Source organism: Neobacillus vireti (genome assembly GCF_036962345.1).
GTDB lineage: Bacteria > Bacillota > Bacilli > Bacillales > Cytobacillaceae > Neobacillus > Neobacillus vireti_A.
Genome location: NZ_JBALNB010000011.1, coordinates 172,944 through 191,911, shown reverse-complemented (window position 1 = coordinate 191,911; position 18,968 = coordinate 172,944). Strand labels below are relative to the sequence as shown.

Genomic DNA, 18,968 nt, shown 5'->3' with positions numbered 1-18,968 from the left:
CAAGAGGTGCAAGCACCTCTTGATTCGCTCGACTTGCATGTATTAGGCACGCCGCCAGCGTTCGTCCTGAGCCAGGATCAAACTCTCCAAGAAAGTTGATATAGCTCATTCTGTTACGTTGGCTTAGCTTTTATTAAAAGCTAAAAAATTGTTTGTTGACGTTCTTGTTTGTTTAGTTTTCAAAGAACAATTATCAATCACATTATGAGCTGATCTTACTTAATAGCTCGAAAGCGACCTCTTTAATTTAACATACCCTTCATCGTGATGTCAACAACTTTTTTGAATTTCTTTTTCGCTGTTGGCTCTCTCGAAGAGGACAAGAATTAATATACCATGTTAGAAAAATGATTGCAATATAATTTATTAATAATTTATTACTTTTTTTGATTCATCTATAATTAGTTTCTTGAAAGTTGTTTGATAATCACTTCAATAGGTAAAACAAACAAGGGACTGATTCATAAAATCCATCATTAATGTATATGTAATAATAAAAGGACTTTATCAACTAAGATTCCTAACTAGGATAACTCAATCAAACAGTTTTAATCATCTTCACTACTATTATTTTGTAAAAGGATATTTCTTTTTTTAGAACCCATGGATAACATATAATAGAAAAGTCAAAGTATTATCCAAAATAGTAATGGACGTGAACCCAATGGAGAATATAGATTACGATATATTAATAAAGCTAGGCATCTCTGCGATTTTTGGACTAATTATCGGATTAGAACGGGAATTAAAAAGAAAGCCTGTTGGTCTTAAAACAAGTCTTGTAATATCCGTAGTAAGTTGTCTGCTAACCATTGTATCAATTGAATCGGCTTATATGTTTCCTGATTCCGATAATGTTAAAATCACCATGGACCCTCTTCGTCTTGCAGCACAGATTGTTTCAGGAATTGGTTTTTTAGGGGCGGGTGTAATCCTTAGACGAGGAAATGATAGTATCTCTGGACTTACTACCGCCGCAATGATATGGGGAGCAGCCGGAATTGGAATTGCAGTAGGAGCAGGTTTTTTTATCGAAGCACTTGCTGGTGTTGTATTACTAATAATTAGTGTGGAACTAGTACCTTACGTGATGAAGTACATCGGACCTAAACAATTACGAGAAAAAGAAATTAGTCTCCAATTGTTTATGCGAGAAAAAATCCAGATTGAAAAGGTTATATCTTTTATTATGGAGAAAAAGTACATCATTCGCAGGATCCGAATAAAGGATTTAGACAATGGCGACCATCTTGTTCAAATATTAGTGGCAGTAGATTACCGAGAGAAGACAACTGAAGTTTATGAGTCTGTCTCAAATCTAGAAGGAGTCCATAAGGTTGAAATTGAAAGTATGGGCTAAACACAACTTTTTCTTAAAAACGTATAAAATACACTTGCAAGATTGGTACGAGACAGCTATAATTTTTCTTGTACCATATATACGGGGGCTTAGCTCAGCTGGGAGAGCGCTTGCATGGCATGCAAGAGGTCGTCGGTTCGATCCCGATAGTCTCCATCATAAAGTGAACCCTTGCTTATCTAGCAAGGGTTCTTTTTTTTATCTTTTATTCGTTTTCATTCTGCCTTTTACTCCAGACGTTTTATTCTTATGTTCTGCTTTAACTGGGTGTGAACTTCCAGAGGATTTCCTAGAACTTACTTTCTTATTTCCACCTTTTTTATCAGTAAAACCACGGCTCTTCGTCTTACTATTATTTTTCCTTCCCTGCTTCCTTGAAGTATCTGAGTTATTGGTCTTCTTGACTTCATTATTACCTGTGTTTTGTTTTTCAATGGTAATGTTTAGTTCTTTTTCAATCATATCAAGAGTCGGGCGGTCATCCGATGAATAAAAGGTGATGGCCAATCCTTTCGTACCGGCTCTTCCTGTTCTTCCAATCCGATGGACAAAGCTCTCAGCGTCTTGAGGTATATCATAGTTAAATACATGCGTTACACCTTCAACATCAAGACCTCTTGCCGCTACGTCTGTTGCAATTAATAATTGGATTTCACCATCTCTGAAACGTTTCATTACCTGCTCTCTTTTTGATTGTGACAAATCTCCATGCAGTTCATCGCACAAAAATTTATGTGATTTTAGAACCTCATACAATTTAGAAACCCTGCGTTTGGTTCTGCAAAAGATAACAGCTAAATAGGGCCTATGTGTTTCTACTAATTGAATTAAAGTGGCCTGCTTAGCCCGATCAATTGTATGAATAGCAATTAATTTTACATTTTCCGCAGGACCCTGTGTTTTTTCAACTTGGATATATTCAGGTTTCCGCATATGCTTAGTGGCAAGGCTTCTTATTTCCTCTGGCATCGTCGCAGAAAAAAGCATGGTTTGACGCGTCTTTGGTGTTTCCTTGATAATGTCCTCTACTTCATTTAGAAAGCCAATATGAAGCATTTGGTCTGCTTCGTCAAGAACAAGAAAAGATACATCCGATAACTGTACCGTCCCTCTTCTAATATGATCCAATAATCTTCCTGGCGTCCCTACCACAATTTGAACATTTTTCTTCAGTTTCTTTAACTGTTTATCAACATCCTGCCCCCCGTAGACGGCTAGTACATCGACTCCAGGGAGATTGTTCGTCAATTTTTCAAACTCATCTGTTATTTGTAAAGCTAATTCTCTTGTCGGAGTAACAATAAGAGCTTGAACATGATTTGCTTGTTGATCTATTTTTTCTAAAATAGGCAAGATGAAGGCAAATGTTTTACCTGTTCCCGTTTGCGCTTGTGCAATAACATCTTTACCATCCATAACGAAAGGTATTGCTTTTTCTTGAATAGGTGTTGGTTTAGCTATACCGTAACTTTTTAATTTATTTACCACTACTTGTGAAATACCTAATGAAACAAAATCAGGCAAAAAAATCCCTACTTTCTCAATCCTTACAAAAATTTAGTCTTATTAATATTGAGTGTTTAACACATAAATAGCAAATATTCTTTTTTTTAAAAAAAGATCCTATCAATTGATAAGATCTTTTAAGTGGTATTAAACTGTAGCCTTCGCTTTTACCCAATGGTTTTCAATTGGAATTCCAGCGTCCTTTAAGGTTCTAAATACAGGGCAGCGCTGATCGACCGCTTTTTGTAATTCAAGAATGCGCTCCTCTGATTCAGAGGTTTCTATAAATGCTTTCACCGTAACGTGCTGAAAGTATGGCTTTACACTTAGATCTCCCATTAATCCTGCAGGATCTAAGCTTCCATCCACTTCAAAAGAAATTCCTCGAAGATCAAACTTCATTTCATTAGAAATCAATTGTGCCATAACATTTTCACAGGCAATTAGGGATGATAAAAGCGCTGACATTGGATCAATTGCAGAATCCTTGCCGCCAAATGACTCTGGTTCATCGATAGCAATTGTATGTTTTCCTGCAAATGCGTCTGTACGCATGCCATTACCTTTTCCTTCTACCTTAAAGCTCATTATTTTCCCCATACCACTACCTCACTTCACTGGTTATTAGACTAAAATAATTTCCCTCAACTTTTTTGCTGCGGACGACATGACTTTTAATTTTTCAAAGGCAATTTCATCACTATTCATTGGTCGTTGTGCAAATGTTCCAAATCCACAGTCTGGATTTAAAAAGATTTTTTCATCTGAAACGTATTTTCTTACTTCCTGAACACGCTCTATGATTTCTTCAACGGTTTCAACAGCTTCTGTTCGTGGATTGACGATTCCGAACCCGATTTCTTTTCCGCCAAATTCTCGAATTGCAGCAATCTCCCCAGCACGAGGAGTAGCATATTCAAGAATTAACTGGTCGATATTTACCTTAGAAAAATAGGGAACCAACGGAAAATATGGACCTTTTAACAAGACTTCCTCTTGAGTGCTCCAGTTACCGCGGCAAACATGGACTCCGATTCTTGTTCCTCTTCCCTGCATTCCATCTGTAACCTGATTCATTAAGTCCAGAGCAAATTCAATTTCTTCTTCAGCATCAGCCTTTGCTGTCAAAGCTCCACACATAAAAGTTCTATTTGCATTTTTTTGTGTAAATACCAGCTCTGTCAAAACCGGTTCATCAAATTGTACGAATTCTACGCCAGCTGCAATTAAGTCTTCCAATTCTTCTCGTAAAACACGTATAATATCAACAGCCAAATCCTCTTTCGTCGGATAGGCGTCCTTCGATAATCCCTCTACCCACATGGACCTTGTTAATAGATAAGGACCAGGCAGTGCCACTTTAACCGCTTTGTCCGTATGTCTTTTTAGAAATAAATAGTCATTTAATGCTAATGGCTTTTTACGGCTAATTTTCCCAGTGGCTGCTGGATTTGACATTGAAAAAGCAGGAACATCTAATGTTCCGAGAATTTCCTCAAAGCTAGCTTTATCTTCAACGTAATCTAAAAGTTCAGATACCGTTAGCATTCGGACATTATTTAGGTGCTCGGCAACAAAAGAGATAAAGTTATCTCGTCGTTGTTCTCCATCAGTGACAATATCAATTCCTGCATCTTCTTGCCATTTTAAGCATTGTAAGACAGCCTGATCCGCAATAGAATCAAACTCCGCCTCAGTCATTCTTCCAGCTCGTTTATCTCGCATTGCCCTTCTTACTTCATTGGTTCTTGGCCAGCTGCCAATAACAGTGGTAGGGAATTTAGGTAAATTCACGTTTTTTCCTCCCTGTTAAAATACAATTGAAAGTTTTATTTCAATCCTACAAACTTGTTTAAGCGTTTGGTAAATAGGTGACCGAACTAGGGTATGGTTCCATAATTCCTCCAACACCTCTTCTGATTCCGGTGAAGAAACATAAAATGTACCAACAATTTGCTTGATTTTTGGACTTCCTTCATCCTCTAACTCCATGTGAAATAAGACGTTTTCTAAACTCCCTTTTAATGAAAGCTCCACATGATCAATCTCGATATTTTTTCGTGAAGCTTGCGCCTTGTAACCCACAGTCAAACAAGACGCAAGTGAGGCTAGCAAATAATCAATGGCGCTAGGTGCATTAACCTTTGGACTAAAATCAGCAGGCTTACCTGCAATAAATGTGTGGTTTCGTGAATGGACTTTTGCCGTTAAATCTTTTTCTCCCCGTACACGTACACTCCATTCATAACCCTTTGCTGCTTGCAAATCCATCTCTAATTCTGCCTGATTTGATCCTTTTCTGATAAAAAAGCGCATGGTATTATTTCCTGGTTCTGAACCAAGAAATTCATGCTCGACCATTCTGCACCAAGCAGGGAGATCTTCCACAACACTTCTTTCCCTGCTTCGCACTTCAAGAATTTGACCATTTAGAAGGGGATCCATTGACTTTTTAATAATCAATAGTAAACCTGAGCCGCAATCTAAATCCCCGCCATCACAAATTGCATGTGCTTTATGCATGTTCGTCACCCTGCTTAATATGTAATCGATGCTGCACCGAGGCTTAGAAACTCTACTAATTTAGCTCCCCCAACAATGGTTGCACCTTCAACAAGGTTTTCTTCATCCAATTCTCTTTTCTTGTAACAAGGACTGCAAACCCAAAGTGTGCCGCCAGCTTCAACAAAGTTATCCATTAATTGTTTTAATGGGGCAAATCCTGGCTCGTGAATATCATCGGCATATCCCTTTGATCCTAAATATGCACCTTCAACATTTAGGAAAACAACCGTTTCCTGACCTGATGCTACTGCTGCATTTGCTACAACAAAGCCAACAGTTGCTTTGTCAGGATTGTTCTTTGCATTCGTTAAACTAACTAAAAATTTCCCAGCCATTTTTTATTCCTCCATAAATTCATTTTATGTAAGGGCTCTTTTCTTAAAATCTGCTGCTTTTTTAAACAAAGTTTTATAAGAAAAGGGCCTTCAAACTAAATTCAAAAGTGTAAAATAACTACTTCCACGTTAAAATCGGCTTTAAGATTTTAACAACTATTTCAAGGAAACAGCCTATGTAAAAGACTAAAATCAGCCTTTTTCAATATAGTAATAACTGATTTTCCCAAAATCTTTACGATCGAGCAGGGTGTGCTTTTGCATTCTACACCATGCAGGCAGATCCTCTCTGGCACCTGGGTCATAGGATATAACTTCGATTATTTGCCCCCGATTCAACTTTTTCATGGTTAAGAATAGGTTCATAATCAGCTCACCACACCCTGTTGGTCCCGCGTCATAGATATGATCTGGTATATATTGGAGTGACATGTATACAACTCCCATCAAATAATAATGTTTCACAGGATTTATTTCGAAAACTGTTCAAACATCGAGTCAGTTCTATTATAAGAAAATGGTATGATTAGATAAATTCAATTTATCTATTCTATCTATGGTTATAAATCGATTTTTCGGATATAAAGGAGGGCAATTCGATGGATTTACACCAATTGTTTGTGTTTACGAAGGTTGTTGAACATAAAAGCTTTTCTAAAGCCGCCGAAGATATTTTCTTAAGTCAATCAACGGTAAGCTCGCATATTCAGGCGTTGGAGAGAACATTAAACGTGAATCTTTTTGATCGCGTTGGCAGAGAGAATATTCTTACCCCAGCGGGAGAGCGGTTGTATCAATGGGCGTTAAAGCTTTTATTGTTAAAGGACCAGGCAATGCTGGACTTAAAGGAGGGAGCGACAGAACTGAGAGGTATGATCCGCATCGCTGCTAGTTCTGTACCTGGGCAATTTATGATCCCCAAAATGGTAAAGCGCTTTAGAGATCAATTTCCGAAAGCAACCTTTCATATAAACCAATCATCCTCAAAAAATGTTGCCGAAAAAGTTCTAAACGGTTCCGTAGATTTAGGCATACTAGGGGAAAAATATGAAAATGATAAGCTGTGCTATATTCCTTTATTAAAAGAACGATTAGTCCTCATTACCTCTCAGCACTCAGAAATTAACGGACCGGTTAATTTTCAAGATATATTGAAGTACCCATTTGTGATGAGAAACTCTGATTCAGGTACAAATTCTCAAATCGAAAAATTCCTAAAAAAAAATCATATACCCAAAGACCAAATGAATATTGTCGCCTATACAGAAAGCGGACAAAGTTTAATCCAATTTGTTCTTCATGAGATTGGTATTGCCATCATTTCAGAAATGGCGGCAACAGAATATTCCTTCAGTCATTTATTGAAGGTTCACAAGATTGAAGGGTTTAATGATGAACGATATTTCTACCTTGTCTATAACCTAAATAAAACTCAATCCATGCTATCAAATTTATTTATCGAGAAATGGAAAGAGCTAATTGATAGTCCCATCTAAAACAGTGAAAAAAGGGCGGAATTCTCCAGCCCTTTTTTTATGGTTTTAGAATCACTTTTATACAGTCTTCGGTTTTCGTATCAAACACTTCGTACCCGTGCTTCGCCTGGTCTAATGGTAAGGTATGTGTGATGATATCACTAGGATCTACTTTCCCTTGTGAAAATAAATCATATAAAAATGGCATATATGGTATAACTGGGGCTTGTCCCATTTTTAAATCGATATTTCTTTGGAAAAGGTCCCCTAATGGAAAAGCATTATATCTTCCTCCATATACGCCTGTCAGTTGAATGGTTCCGCCTTTTCGAACTGCTTGGCTGGCAATTACAATTGCTCCCATAGCCCCGCCATGAAGTTTCATTCCTGATGCCAAAAATTCCAATGGCGTCATTTTCCCATCCATTCCTACTGCATCAATAACTATGTCTGCTCCACCCTGGGTAATTTCCAGCAAATAGTCTCCCACATTTTCATGCTCCTCTAAATTTACAATCTCCACTTTGTTGGTACGCTTTGCATGCTGCAATCGATAGTTTATATAATCTACTGCTATTACCCTTTTCGCTCCTTTTAGCCATGCAAACTTTTGTGCAAGTAACCCCACTGGACCACAACCTAGGACGATTACCGTATCGTCTGCCTTTACCCCAGCATGGTCAACACTCCAGTAGGCTGTAGGTGCAGCATCAGCAAGCAGCACTAATTTCTCGTCTTCCACTTCACAATTTTCTGGGATTTTAAAGGGGGTAAAGTTCCCAAAAGGTACCCGCATGAATTCTGCCTGACCGCCAGCATAGCCTCCGGTGGTTTCAGAATATCCGAAAAATCCGCTGCCTTGACCATGAGGATTACCATTGTCACATTGGCTCGTTAAGTCGTGATTACAGTACCAGCAGTGACCACAACTCACGTTAAAAGGGATAATTACTCGGTCGCCTTTTTTTAATTTGGTAACCTCGGGACCTACTTCTTCCACAATCCCCATTGGTTCATGGCCAATAACAAAATCTGTCGGCAGATTGGGTATCATCGCGTGTATTAGATGTAAGTTAGATCCACAAATAGCTGAGGATGTGATTTTCACAATAATATCATCTGGGTTTTTAATGTTCGGATCCTTCACTTCTCTGACTTCGACATTCTTAATTCCTTGGTATGTAACAGCCTTCATCTCTCTATCCCTCCTTTTATTGATTTGGTGTGGCAAACATCCCTTGACGGTCTGTATCATTAGGGAAAAGCTCTAATTTCGCTATCTGAACCGCTGTCTCTGCAGCTTTTAAATCAATTGGAAATTGCTCCTTAAAATTATGTGGATGAAGCCAGCCCTTTTTTATCATTAAATCTGAAATCTCTGTATGCAAATCGATGGCTGCCTCCATTTGTTTATGCAAGATTCTTCTAAGCTCTGGATTCGCTGTTTCCGTTATCGCAAACCCATAATTACGAATTCCATTTTTTACGGATAATAAAAAATCCATGGCAAAAGCAGAATCAGCTAAACTCGGCATCCCCTCAGCGTTTCTTGGGTCTAAATAATCTTCCATTCCTATCACCTCACTTATTGTAACAATTGGCTTTTCTTATAAAAGGTCAGCAGTTCATTTACATCCTTTATGGATTGCTGAACATCCTTTTCCATCAGTACTTTTAATTCATTATCAAAGCAAATGCCCTGCATTAGTTTTGAGCGTAGTAAGCAAACTGTTTTAAAATTTAGGATTTCATGTGTTTCCATTGTTTCATGTAAGGCTAAGGTTTCATCGACCACTACATTCACCTCCAGGTAATAACACGTATTTTCCCCTATTCGTAATTGGTTTTATACAAGAATGAATAATCAAGATTGGACAAAGAAAATATAAAGAGGATGAAGTATGATCGTTTGGAGGGAAATAGAATGACAAAATATTTAGGTCTTCATGAAACACTTGACCTTCATGAACTGCTGACATTTAAAAATCTTTGCTTAACGAAAGCTACAACAATGAGTGTCTTGGCTCAAGATGAAGAATTAAAAACCATCCTGTCCGAAGATGCAGCCACTGGCACAAAGCACATACAACAGCTTCAGAAATTCCTAACGCAAAGGGGTGGGCAGGAGTGAATAATTTAATTCAAAACCTTATGGGGATGGGCGGAATGACAGACCAGGTCATCGCAACCGATTTCCTCATTTCAGCTAAAGCAGGGGTAAGAAATTACGCGGTGGCCATTACTGAAACAGGTACACCTGAATTAAAAGCAGCATTAAGAGAACAATTAAATACTGCGATTGCAACCCATGAAAAAATCACGAATTATATGATTGCGAAAGGCTTTTATCATCCACATGATTTGGCTGACCAGTTGAATGTCGATTTGACGGTAGCGGATACAGCCCTAAAACTAGCACAGAAATAACGAAGAGGAGAACCACTGGTTCTCCTCTAAGCATGTTTCCTTAATTCTTTTAATTTCTTTTTATCAATTTTTCCAACATGCGTTTTCGGAAGTTCATCTACTTGTATGAATTTCTTTGGAATTTTGTACTTGCCTAACTTTTTTTCACAATATGCTCTAAGTTCCTGTTCATCCAGCAGATTTTGGGTTTTTTGAACAATGAAAGCTGTAACGATTTCTCCCCACTTTTCATCTGGAAGTCCGATGACGGCCACTTCATCCACTTCGGAATGTGCAGCGAGCCAATGTTCAACCTCTAGAGGATAGACATTTTCACCACCCGTGATGATCATATCCTTTTTTCTGCCGACAATATAATAAAATCCATCTTCATCCTTTTTCGCCAAGTCACCGGTATGAACCCAGCCAAACCTTTTTGTCTCCATTGTGGCGAGTTCATTATTCCAATAATGAGAAAAGGAGTGCTTCCCTTTTATTAAAAGTTCCCCAACCTCATTCTCCTTCGCTTCTTGGCCATCTTCCCTCGCTAGCTTTATAGCGTTAAAAAGCATGGGTTTTCCCACTGACCCGCGTTTCACTTGTGCATCCTCGTGATGAATAAAGAAATTATTTGGGCCGGCTTCGGTTAATCCATATCCTTCCTTAAAAGCTAATCCCTTTTTCTGAAAAGCTTCATACACTTGCATAGGACAAGGTGCCGCACCGGATAAAAATATTTTCATGGATGGAAATTTACTATCTTGGAATTCAACACTTTGAATGAGCGAATGGTACATGGTTGGTACAAGGAGAATAATCGTGCACTTGTATCGATTGATAGACTGTACCACTTTTCGACCTGAATACTGATCCCCAATAATCACTGTACCACCAGTCATTAATAGAGGCAGCGATAAAGCATTTAATCCTCCTGTGTGAAACATCGGCATATAGTTAATCGTTACATCTTCCTCAGAAAGGTTCCAGCTAAGAATGGTATTAATCGCATTCCATTGTATAGATTGGTGACTTAATACGACACCTTTTGGTTTCCCGGTAGTTCCTCCTGTATAAATCATTGCTAATGGATCATTCTCTGAAATGGCATTAGTATCATCCGTTTCTATCCTGGATTTCAGGACTTCCTCATATTCGGAGCCACCAACAATAATTGATGTAGATATGGTGTTTTCCAATAAAGTAAACATGTTTCGAAACTGTTGATGAATTCCTATTACTAAGGGTGTACAATCCTGCAAAATTTCAATTAATTCACGAAGTGATAGACGCCAATTTAGCGGGACAAAAATCGCACCAATTTTCCCACAGGCGAAAAGCAAATCAAAATAACTGATATGATTGGGCGATAAAAGAGCTACCCGATCTCCTTTTTTTACTCCTTGTTCCTTTAACCATCCTGCTACTGATGACGCACGTGTATTTATCTCTTGATATGTCCATGTTTTATTTGTATCTTCATCTATAATTGCCTGCTTATTTGGCGATAATCTTGCTCTATTATCCAGCCAATCGAGTTCCCACCTCACCGATCGATCTCTCCTTCACCACTAGATGAGAACATCTTACTGAAAGCTAGTTACAGCGAAGTTACATAAAAACAAATCAAAAAACGACCCTTAAAAGGTCGTCTTTTGGTTACATCATAATTCCGCCATCAACCTGCAGGACGGTTCCATTGATATAATTGGATTCGTCAGAGGCTAGGAACAAGTAGGCATTTGCAATATCTTCAGGTTTTCCTAAGCGTGCCAGCGGTATCATTTGTTTCATTTGGTCTATTATTTTCTCAGGAACAACTGCTGTCATTCCTGTTTCAATGAACCCTGGAGCAACTGCATTTACATTTATCCCTTTGCGCCCAAGTTCTTTTGCCCAGGTTTTCGTCATACCTACCACGCCTGCTTTTGATGCCGCATAATTCGTTTGCCCGACATTGCCATATATACCAGAAACAGAAGAAGTGTTAATAATTTTTCCTTTTCCATTTTCAATCATCGACGGTAAAACTGCTTGTGTGCAATGAAAGACTCCAGTCAGATTGACATCCATAACCGCTCGAAAATCCTCTACGGACATTTTGGACAGCATCGCATCCCTAGTAATTCCCGCATTATTTATCAGCACACCGATATTCCCGTAAGTATCTCGGACTTTTCCCACCATTTTATCGACGCTTGAACGGTCAGTCACATTTACCTGAAAAAAGGTTACTTCATACCCCTTTTCCCTTAACTCTCCTGCCCTTTTTTCACCTATTTCAGCATTAAAGTCTGCCATCGCTACCTTTGCCCCTTCTTTGGCAAAGAGTTCTGCAGCTGTTAACCCTATACCATTTGCTGCTCCTGTAATCAAGGCTACTTTATCTTTTAACCTCATTTATACACCTCCGTATTTAAAAAACTGGTTACCTCTTTTAGGAATTGCGGTAAGTCGTCCACAAGCGGTGAATGTCCGCAATCCTTTAACTCTACAAACTTAGCTTTTGCACCTAAATCCTCAACCAATTCTTTTGTCATTTCTGCCGTGACAACGAAGTCACGGTCACCCCGCAAAACAAGAACGGGTACATTAATCTGATCAACCAGTCCATTCCCTTCCACAAGACCATTATGGTGATGACTTATATTAAAGGTATTGTTAGAATGATGTACCTCCGCTAAGTTACGCTGTGTTCTCATATCCTGTACATACTCATCATAAAGCTCGGGTGCCGGTTGATTTTTTGTATAAATAACAGCGTTCCATATCAATTTTAATAATTCTACATTATTCGTATCATAAGCCGCTTGGACAGGTATAGTCCGAATCAAGTCCCGTTTAATATCTTCATAGGATGAAAATCTTCGAGGAACATCATTCTCGCTTAACTTCCCATAAAAAGGATAACCCCTGGTTGATTCTGAGGCCAATAATATCAGCTTATTGCAATAGCCTGGATAATCAGCCGTAAATTGCATGGCGACCGCACCGCCTGTTGACCAGCCGATCATCGCGAAATCCCGTAAGCCAATTTCATCCACAAAGAGCTTGACGTCATCCGAGAAATCTTTTATAGAAGTAATCAGTGTATGGTAGCTAGACTTCCCAAACCCACGTAAATCCACAGCATATATTTTATATGCACCATCCATATTATTTAAAACAAGATCCCAATGCTTGGATGATGTCATGTTTCCATGAATTAACAGGACCTTTTTTTCTCCGCCTTCCCGCTCACGATAGGCGATTGTTTCCCCATTTGCCAGCTGAACCTCTTTCATTGTCACATTCACCATTTAGACCACCTTCCCCCATTTAATTACTGACGCTCCCCAAGCATAACCAATACCAGCACTTACAAAAACAATCAGGTCCCCTTCTTTGATTTTCCCTTCCTTAAGGGCAAGCTCTAGCGATAGAATTTGATCAATTTGACCAATATGTCCATATTCCTCTAAATAGATGGATTGCTCCTCCGTTAATCTTAATTCTTTTAATACATAATCATGTGCAGACTTTTTCATGTGGAGCATGGCGATATACGAAATGTCTTCTTCTTTGTAACCACTTTTTCTCACAGATTCCCGAATCACTTTAATAAAATTGACCATTGATTTTTGTTCCAAGCGCTGTTTCATTCCCGCCGGATCCAAGACATCCAGCTTATTCAAGCGCTGTTCAATTGCCTCTTTCGTAATCGGATTCTTTGTACCTCCAGAAACGACAACAACATCCTCTGAAAAAGAACCATCTGTTATCAACTCTGTTTCTAATAGAACATTTTCTTTATGGCCTTTTTTCAGCAGAATGGCTCCACCTCCAGCACCTAGGTTGAACATAAACCGTGTCCTTGGATTCTGATAATCAATAAAGTCCACATTCCGGTAACCCCCAGCCAGGAGTACTGTTTGAATCGCCGGATCTGCAATCATTAAACTTTTCGCTACTTTTAAACCCATGACAGTCGTTCCACAGCGTAAGGCAACATCAAATGCCCATGCATTAGTGGCACCAATTGCTTCCTGCAGCTTGATGCCAGCAGTCCATAGCGGGTATTCCTTATGTTCTTCCCCAATATAAATAACTACATCGATCTCCAATGGATTGATTCCAGCTTTTTCAATCGCTTGATTGGCAGCAATAATTCCCATTGCACATGTATGGTCATGAGGACCCGGAACATATTTTTTCTTTATTCCCATCTTTTCTTCGACAATATGTGGTGGGATACCTGCTAATTCTGCGATTTCTATCCCAGTTACAAATTTCTCTGGCAGGTAAACTCCCGTACTGACAATACCAATCTGCAAGACTTTCACCACCCTATTCTAGGAGTCCTCCACCATTGACATCATAAAAGCTGTCGCCTCTTCGATACTCTCAAATAATGTTTCCTTCTCTTCTTGAACATGGGTAACTTTTATTCTCCATTGTTTTTTACCCGTTCCTTTTTCCACAGCCGCCAATTGGAAACGAACGACAAAGGAAGCAATTTGTAACGGATCCATGAATGCTCCCCCTATCCTGCTAGCTTTTCTTTTTTCTTAGCAGTATGTTGTTTTTTTCGATTCCATGTAAACTTCTTTAATGTCCCAACAATACCTAGCGGGAAGAAAATCACAACCAAAATATAAATAATGCCGAAGAAAATAATCCAGCGTTCAAATATCCAATGTTCTTTCGCCAGCTCCGTTAACCCATCATGGGCGAATTCAATTAGGCCTGCTCCAATAATGGCACCAACTAATGTACCTACACCGCCAATGATAGTCATTAATAACGCATCTAAGGTAATATCCATCGTGAATACACTCGTATTCACATATCGGAGGGACATCGCATAAAAGATACCTGCAATTCCCGCTAATACACCAGAAACGACGCTGGCTGCAATTTTATAATGTAAAACGTGATACCCTAAAGACTCCGTTCGTTGTTCATTTTCCCGGATAGCCTGCAAAACTCTCCCAAGCGGGGAGTTCGTGAAGCGTTTAAGGATCATAAACACAGCTATCATGGAAACTAAACAGATGATGTAGAAATTAGTCCGATCAATGAATAATTCTGGGACACGAAAAGTAAATCCATCATTTCCGAATGTTAATGTCCGCCATTTTTCTGCTAATACTAAAAACAATCCCGCAAGTGCCATCGTTAACATCGCATAAAAGTGACTTTTTAAGCGAAGGGTTAGTAAGCCAACAATAAAGCTGACGATCGCTGTAATCAGAATTGTTGCCAATACAGCATACGTGAAATGAAGCATCGTAGGCTCAAAGCGCTTCATGAATATCCCAATCGAGTATGCACCGATACCAAAAAACATCGCATGACCGAAGGATACAATTCCGGTAAAACCTAATAATAAATCATAACTCATCGCTAGGATGGCAAACACGAATATCTGAGTCAACAGGATTAACATGTTTCTAGATTCATAAACGAAAGGTAAAATCAACAGAAAAGCAGCAATGATAATGTAAATCGTATTCGCTCTATTCTTTAAAACCCAATTCATCCTCTCACCCCTTCCCGCCAAATAGTCCTTGGGGTTTAACAATTAAGACAACCGCCATTAATAACATATTTACCGCCAAGGATAATTCTGGAACATAATAGGCCATAAATGAACCTGATAATCCAACTAATATCGCAGCCATGATGGACCCTTTGAAATTCCCCATCCCGCCTATGACTACAACGATAAACGCCAAAATGGCGAATTCCATTCCCATCCCCGCATGAATAACACCAGAATAGGGACCGAATAAAACCCCTCCTAGCGCAGCCATACCTGAACCAATCATAAATACAAACATAAATACCTTTTTGATATTAATCCCCAATGCCTGGACCATTTCTTTATTCATAACTCCTGCACGGACTACCAGACCGATTTTGGTTTTTTTGAGCAAAAACTGAACGCCGGCGAATACCAATAATCCTACCGCGATAATAAATACTCGATATTTAATGATGATCATATTGCCAATTTCCCAGCTTCCCTGCAAATACTCCGGTGGATTAGCCGTCAATTGGTTAGGTCCCCAAATAACCTTGAGCATTTCTGAAAGAACGAGCATTAGGCCCAGTGTAATTAAAATTTGTTGAACATGGTTTCCATAGACAGGTTTGATAATCCACTTTTCTGTAATGATCCCAAGTATAAAACCGGTGAGAATAGCACCAGCAATCCCCATAATGAAGCTTTCAGTAGTAGTATAAATCCAAATACCACTGTAAGCTCCCCATGCAAACAATCCGCCATGGGCAAAGTTAAGTACATCCATCAAACCAAAGATAAGCGTTAAGCCTGCAGCTAATAGGAAGATCAGCATGCCTGTTGCCAATCCATTTAATGTTAAATTGAATAATAGCTCCATACAAACTTTCCTCCTTTCCTAGGCAATTCCCAAATACTTTCGTTTCATTTCCTCATCTTCTTTTAACTGCTTCATTGCTCCATTGCTAACGGTTCTTCCATCATCAATAATGTAATAACAATCTCCAATTGTACTTGCCATATAAAAATTTTGTTCTACCAAGACAATGGTGGTTTGTTCCTTCATTTGCATAATGGATTCCATAACCTTCTCCACGACAATTGGTGCTAAACCTTTACTAGGTTCATCAATAAGTAGAAGTTCATTTTCGTTTACATAAGCCCTTGCAATGGAAAGCATTTGTTTTTGACCGCCGCTCAGTAAGCCCCCTGGTTTTTTCCAGAACTTACTTAAGTCAGGAAATAGTTTTAATATATAGTCAAGTCGTTTATGTGTTTCTTCATTTTCTTTTTGAATGGCAACTTTCATATTCTCTTCGACTGTTAATCCCGCAAATATTCCTTGGTCCTCTGGTACATAACCAATTCCTTTTTGGGCAATCGTGTACGTTGGGAGTGCTTGAATCTGTTCTCCTTTAAAAACTACACTGCCTTTGGATGCAGGATTTAGACCCATGATGGTCCGTAATGTGGTTGTTTTTCCTGCACCATTTCTTCCAAGTAAGACCGTTACTTCACCCTTTTTCACTTCAACTGAAACACCCTGTAAGATATGATATTGTCCAATATGCGTCTCAATTTGATTAAGCTTCAGCAGCTCGTTCATTCGCTGATACCTCCTAAATAAGCTGACTGGACCGTTTCATTTTTCATAATATCCTCAGGTGTTCCATCCGCCAAGAGCCTGCCGTTAAATAGCACCATTACAGAATCAGATAAGTCCAGAATCATATCCATCTTGTGCTCGATTAAAATGATTGTCCGGTTCCCTTGTTCCTTAATTCTTTTAATTACTTCTAAAATCGCAGGTACATCTTCTAAGGACATCCCAGCAGTCGGCTCATCTAGTAACAAAACTTCGGTTTCAAGGGCTAGAAGCATTGCCATTTCCAGCTTTCTCTTTTCCCCGTGTGCCAAATTGCTTGCCAAAGAATCCACCTTATCGTCTAACAAAACAAGACGTAACCACTCTAGCGCCTTTTGTTCAAATACACGATATTTCTTATAATGGAAAAACATCTGGTAGCGGACTCCGGCTCTTGATTGAACTGCCAGTCTTACATTTTCCAAAACAGTTAAATTAGGAAATACATTGGTAATTTGAAAAGAGCGCCCAATTCCTTCTCTGGTTCGCTTTGTCGAAGAAAGCTTTGTGATATCCTTTCCGCGAAAATAAATTTTTCCATTCGAAGGTGCTAATTGACCGCTTAAAAGATTAAAAAAAGTTGTTTTTCCTGCTCCATTTGGTCCGATGATTGATTTAAAGTGTTTTTCAGGAACGGAAATTGAGACAGAATCAACCGCCGTGTGTCCTCCAAAAGTTATCGATAAATTATTTGTTTCAATTAAGGTTGTCACGCTTTCACCACCCATCTTGTAGATAGAAATAAGGAAGAGGGTGACCATAAAACAGCAGGTCGAACCCTCATATTTTTTAAAGAAGCACTTTTTTAATTACGAACTGGAGGTGCTGTTTCTTCTGGTTTCAGTTCTCTGATTAACACTGGAACTGGATATGGTACACCATCTTTCTTTTCCAGCTTAATTGCATATAAGGATTGAAGAGCCTGGTGGTCTTCAGGACGGTAAGTCATTTTGCCTTTTGGTGTCTCAAAGCTCATGCCTTCCATTGTTTCGATTAATTTGTCACCATCGGCATCGCCTTCCGTCTTCTTCAATGCTTCTACTATGGAAATTGCTGCACTCATACCGCCTGGCGTGAATAAATCAGGAACATCGCCATTAAATCGCTTCTTATGTTCCGTTACTAACCAATCATTAATTTCATTTTTAGGAAGGTCATGATAATAAACCGTAAATCCTTCCATGCCTACAAGCGGCTCCATTGTTGCTAAAGCTGCGATATCTGGGGCACCTGTTGATATTTTGATACCTTTGTCTTGAACCTTCATATCAGAAATTTGTTTCCAAGGAGAGTTTGCCCCCGCCCATACCACAAATAAATAATCAGGTTTTGCGTCAATAATTTTTTGAATGTTAGATGTAAAGTCAGTCGCTGCCGGGTCAGCATATTCTTCTAATACAATATCAGCACCGAGTTTAACCGCTGCTTCTTTAAAGGCGGCTACGCCATCACGTCCAAATGAATAATCTGGGGCAAGCGTGGCAATTTTTACATCTTTACCAGCAATTGCTGCTGCACCAGCTACAGCATCCTGGGAAGAATTACGTGCAGATCGGAAAATATACTTATTAAACTCAGATCCTGTAATACTATCAGCCGCGGCTGGTTCAACAATCATAATTTTTTGATATTCCTCAGCCAACGGCAGGACAGCTAAAGTATCAGCTGAACTTGAAGATCCTACTAAAAAGTCTACTTTATCTTCTTCTAATAGCTTTGTAGCCTTTTGAACAGCTACTTCTGGCTTCGTTTCCGTATCTTCGACAACAAACTCAATCTTTCTGCCTGCAACCTCCATTGTTCCTTCCGTTGCATAATCAAGTCCTAATTCAAATCCTCTTAATGTTTGTTTACCATAAGATTCTAGGGCACCAGTAGTTGAGGCAAGAACACCAATTTTAATTGGTTCTTTACTCTCTGCCTTCTCCCCACTATCCTTGGTATCCCCTTCCGTTTTGTCTGAACTGCATGCTGCTGTAAAAATCATCATAAAAATAAGAAATCCAACTAAAATCCCTTTTCCACGAAATGCTTTCACTTTTTTTCCCCCTTTAAATTAAAAACTTGCATAGCGTTGAATTCATAATAGAAAAAATGAGTTACAGAGAAGTTACAAGGAAAAGCAGTAACGATATACACTGTATTTAGACAAAAAAAAACAGCCCTAAGGCTG

Annotated in this window: 23 protein-coding genes, 1 tRNA gene and 1 rRNA gene; 5 read left to right on the top strand and 20 right to left on the bottom strand. The window is 38.9% G+C overall.

Going from position 1 to position 18,968, the window contains the following annotated elements:
* Nucleotides 1–93 (bottom strand): 16S ribosomal RNA (locus V7108_RS14595); the annotation flags it as partial.
* Nucleotides 94–664: 571 nt separating this feature from the next.
* Between V7108_RS14595 and V7108_RS14590 the strand changes: the two genes are divergently transcribed.
* Together V7108_RS14590 and V7108_RS14585 are read left to right on the top strand one after the other, a co-directional pair.
* Nucleotides 665–1,360 (top strand): MgtC/SapB family protein, encoded by a 696-nt coding sequence (locus tag V7108_RS14590; RefSeq protein WP_335568605.1) that lies wholly within the window; start codon nucleotides 665–667, stop codon nucleotides 1,358–1,360.
* An 83-nt stretch (nucleotides 1,361–1,443) separates the two neighbouring features.
* Nucleotides 1,444–1,516, top strand: a tRNA-Ala gene (locus V7108_RS14585).
* Between the two features lie 42 nt (nucleotides 1,517–1,558).
* Here the strand turns inward: V7108_RS14585 and V7108_RS14580 are convergent.
* From V7108_RS14580 to V7108_RS14555, 6 genes are all read right to left on the bottom strand, one after another.
* The gene (locus V7108_RS14580) at nucleotides 1,559–2,884 is read right to left on the bottom strand and encodes a DEAD/DEAH box helicase (RefSeq protein ID WP_335568604.1); all 1,326 of its coding nucleotides are present in this window, start codon (nucleotides 2,882–2,884) and stop codon (nucleotides 1,559–1,561) included.
* Nucleotides 2,885–3,013: 129 nt separating this feature from the next.
* Nucleotides 3,014–3,466 carry an OsmC family protein gene (locus V7108_RS14575; RefSeq protein ID WP_335568603.1) on the bottom strand — a complete coding sequence of 151 codons (453 nt, stop codon included), beginning with the start codon at nucleotides 3,464–3,466 and terminating at the stop codon, nucleotides 3,014–3,016.
* Between the two features lie 24 nt (nucleotides 3,467–3,490).
* Nucleotides 3,491–4,660 carry a cobalamin-independent methionine synthase II family protein gene (locus V7108_RS14570; protein WP_335568602.1) on the bottom strand — a complete coding sequence of 390 codons (1,170 nt, stop codon included), beginning with the start codon at nucleotides 4,658–4,660 and terminating at the stop codon, nucleotides 3,491–3,493.
* Nucleotides 4,661–4,675: 15 nt separating this feature from the next.
* On the bottom strand, nucleotides 4,676–5,389 hold the full coding sequence (locus V7108_RS14565) for a sulfurtransferase TusA family protein (protein ID WP_335518404.1): 714 nt from the start codon (nucleotides 5,387–5,389) through the stop codon (nucleotides 4,676–4,678).
* Nucleotides 5,390–5,403: 14 nt separating this feature from the next.
* Complete coding sequence (locus tag V7108_RS14560) at nucleotides 5,404–5,766, bottom strand: DsrE family protein (RefSeq protein WP_335518408.1); 363 nt, start codon at nucleotides 5,764–5,766, stop codon at nucleotides 5,404–5,406.
* Nucleotides 5,767–5,958: 192 nt separating this feature from the next.
* Nucleotides 5,959–6,198: a sulfurtransferase TusA family protein gene (locus V7108_RS14555; RefSeq protein ID WP_335568601.1), complete on the bottom strand. Its 240-nt coding sequence runs from the start codon at nucleotides 6,196–6,198 to the stop codon at nucleotides 5,959–5,961.
* 167 nt (nucleotides 6,199–6,365) lie between these two features.
* On the opposite strand from V7108_RS14555, the gene V7108_RS14550 reads away from it, so the two are divergent.
* A complete protein-coding gene (locus V7108_RS14550) occupies nucleotides 6,366–7,262 on the top strand; it encodes a selenium metabolism-associated LysR family transcriptional regulator (protein ID WP_335511667.1) in 897 nt (298 codons plus the stop codon).
* Nucleotides 7,263–7,299: 37 nt separating this feature from the next.
* On the opposite strand, the gene V7108_RS14545 is transcribed toward V7108_RS14550, so the two are convergent.
* The 3 genes from V7108_RS14545 to V7108_RS14535 are packed head-to-tail and all read right to left on the bottom strand — an operon-like array spanning nucleotide 7,300 to nucleotide 9,003.
* The gene (locus tag V7108_RS14545; RefSeq protein WP_335568600.1) at nucleotides 7,300–8,436 is read right to left on the bottom strand and encodes a zinc-dependent alcohol dehydrogenase; all 1,137 of its coding nucleotides are present in this window, start codon (nucleotides 8,434–8,436) and stop codon (nucleotides 7,300–7,302) included.
* Nucleotides 8,437–8,452: 16 nt separating this feature from the next.
* Complete coding sequence (locus V7108_RS14540; protein WP_335511662.1) at nucleotides 8,453–8,812, bottom strand: spore coat protein; 360 nt, start codon at nucleotides 8,810–8,812, stop codon at nucleotides 8,453–8,455.
* A gap of 14 nt (nucleotides 8,813–8,826) precedes the next feature.
* Nucleotides 8,827–9,003, bottom strand: a complete 177-nt coding sequence (locus V7108_RS14535; RefSeq protein WP_438825533.1) for a spore coat protein — start codon at nucleotides 9,001–9,003, stop codon at nucleotides 8,827–8,829.
* 162 nt (nucleotides 9,004–9,165) lie between these two features.
* On the opposite strand from V7108_RS14535, the gene V7108_RS14530 reads away from it, so the two are divergent.
* Together V7108_RS14530 and V7108_RS14525 are read left to right on the top strand one after the other, a co-directional pair.
* The gene (locus V7108_RS14530) at nucleotides 9,166–9,372 is read left to right on the top strand and encodes a hypothetical protein (protein ID WP_335511658.1); all 207 of its coding nucleotides are present in this window, start codon (nucleotides 9,166–9,168) and stop codon (nucleotides 9,370–9,372) included.
* Complete coding sequence (locus tag V7108_RS14525) at nucleotides 9,369–9,668, top strand: spore coat protein (protein WP_335511656.1); 300 nt, start codon at nucleotides 9,369–9,371, stop codon at nucleotides 9,666–9,668. The genes V7108_RS14530 and V7108_RS14525 overlap by 4 nt, the downstream gene beginning before the upstream one ends.
* Before the next feature lie 26 nt (nucleotides 9,669–9,694).
* On the opposite strand, the gene V7108_RS14520 is transcribed toward V7108_RS14525, so the two are convergent.
* The 10 genes from V7108_RS14520 to V7108_RS14475 all read right to left on the bottom strand — a co-directional run bounded on the left by V7108_RS14520 (nucleotide 9,695) and on the right by V7108_RS14475 (nucleotide 18,785).
* On the bottom strand, nucleotides 9,695–11,194 hold the full coding sequence (locus tag V7108_RS14520; protein WP_335511654.1) for an acyl-CoA synthetase: 1,500 nt from the start codon (nucleotides 11,192–11,194) through the stop codon (nucleotides 9,695–9,697).
* Between the two features lie 109 nt (nucleotides 11,195–11,303).
* Nucleotides 11,304–12,044, bottom strand: a complete 741-nt coding sequence (fabG, locus tag V7108_RS14515) for a 3-oxoacyl-ACP reductase FabG (RefSeq protein WP_335568599.1) — start codon at nucleotides 12,042–12,044, stop codon at nucleotides 11,304–11,306.
* Nucleotides 12,041–12,943 (bottom strand): intracellular short-chain-length polyhydroxyalkanoate depolymerase, encoded by a 903-nt coding sequence (gene phaZ, locus V7108_RS14510; protein ID WP_335511650.1) that lies wholly within the window; start codon nucleotides 12,941–12,943, stop codon nucleotides 12,041–12,043. The genes fabG and phaZ overlap by 4 nt, the downstream gene beginning before the upstream one ends.
* Entirely contained in the window at nucleotides 12,944–13,957 is a 1,014-nt protein-coding gene (locus V7108_RS14505) for a 3-oxoacyl-ACP synthase (RefSeq protein ID WP_335511648.1), read from the bottom strand.
* 18 nt (nucleotides 13,958–13,975) lie between these two features.
* Entirely contained in the window at nucleotides 13,976–14,155 is a 180-nt protein-coding gene (locus V7108_RS14500) for a hypothetical protein (RefSeq protein ID WP_335511646.1), read from the bottom strand.
* An 11-nt stretch (nucleotides 14,156–14,166) separates the two neighbouring features.
* The gene (locus tag V7108_RS14495; protein ID WP_335511644.1) at nucleotides 14,167–15,165 is read right to left on the bottom strand and encodes a branched-chain amino acid ABC transporter permease; all 999 of its coding nucleotides are present in this window, start codon (nucleotides 15,163–15,165) and stop codon (nucleotides 14,167–14,169) included.
* Nucleotides 15,166–15,169: 4 nt separating this feature from the next.
* The gene (locus V7108_RS14490) at nucleotides 15,170–16,030 is read right to left on the bottom strand and encodes a branched-chain amino acid ABC transporter permease (protein ID WP_335511642.1); all 861 of its coding nucleotides are present in this window, start codon (nucleotides 16,028–16,030) and stop codon (nucleotides 15,170–15,172) included.
* Nucleotides 16,031–16,048: 18 nt separating this feature from the next.
* Nucleotides 16,049–16,756, bottom strand: a complete 708-nt coding sequence (locus V7108_RS14485) for an ABC transporter ATP-binding protein (RefSeq protein ID WP_335511640.1) — start codon at nucleotides 16,754–16,756, stop codon at nucleotides 16,049–16,051.
* Complete coding sequence (locus V7108_RS14480; protein ID WP_335511638.1) at nucleotides 16,753–17,508, bottom strand: ABC transporter ATP-binding protein; 756 nt, start codon at nucleotides 17,506–17,508, stop codon at nucleotides 16,753–16,755. The genes V7108_RS14485 and V7108_RS14480 overlap by 4 nt, the downstream gene beginning before the upstream one ends.
* 92 nt (nucleotides 17,509–17,600) lie before the next feature.
* Nucleotides 17,601–18,785, bottom strand: coding sequence for a substrate-binding domain-containing protein (locus V7108_RS14475; protein WP_335568610.1), 1,185 nt, complete (start codon nucleotides 18,783–18,785; stop codon nucleotides 17,601–17,603).
* Between the last annotated feature and the right edge of the window lie 183 nt (nucleotides 18,786–18,968).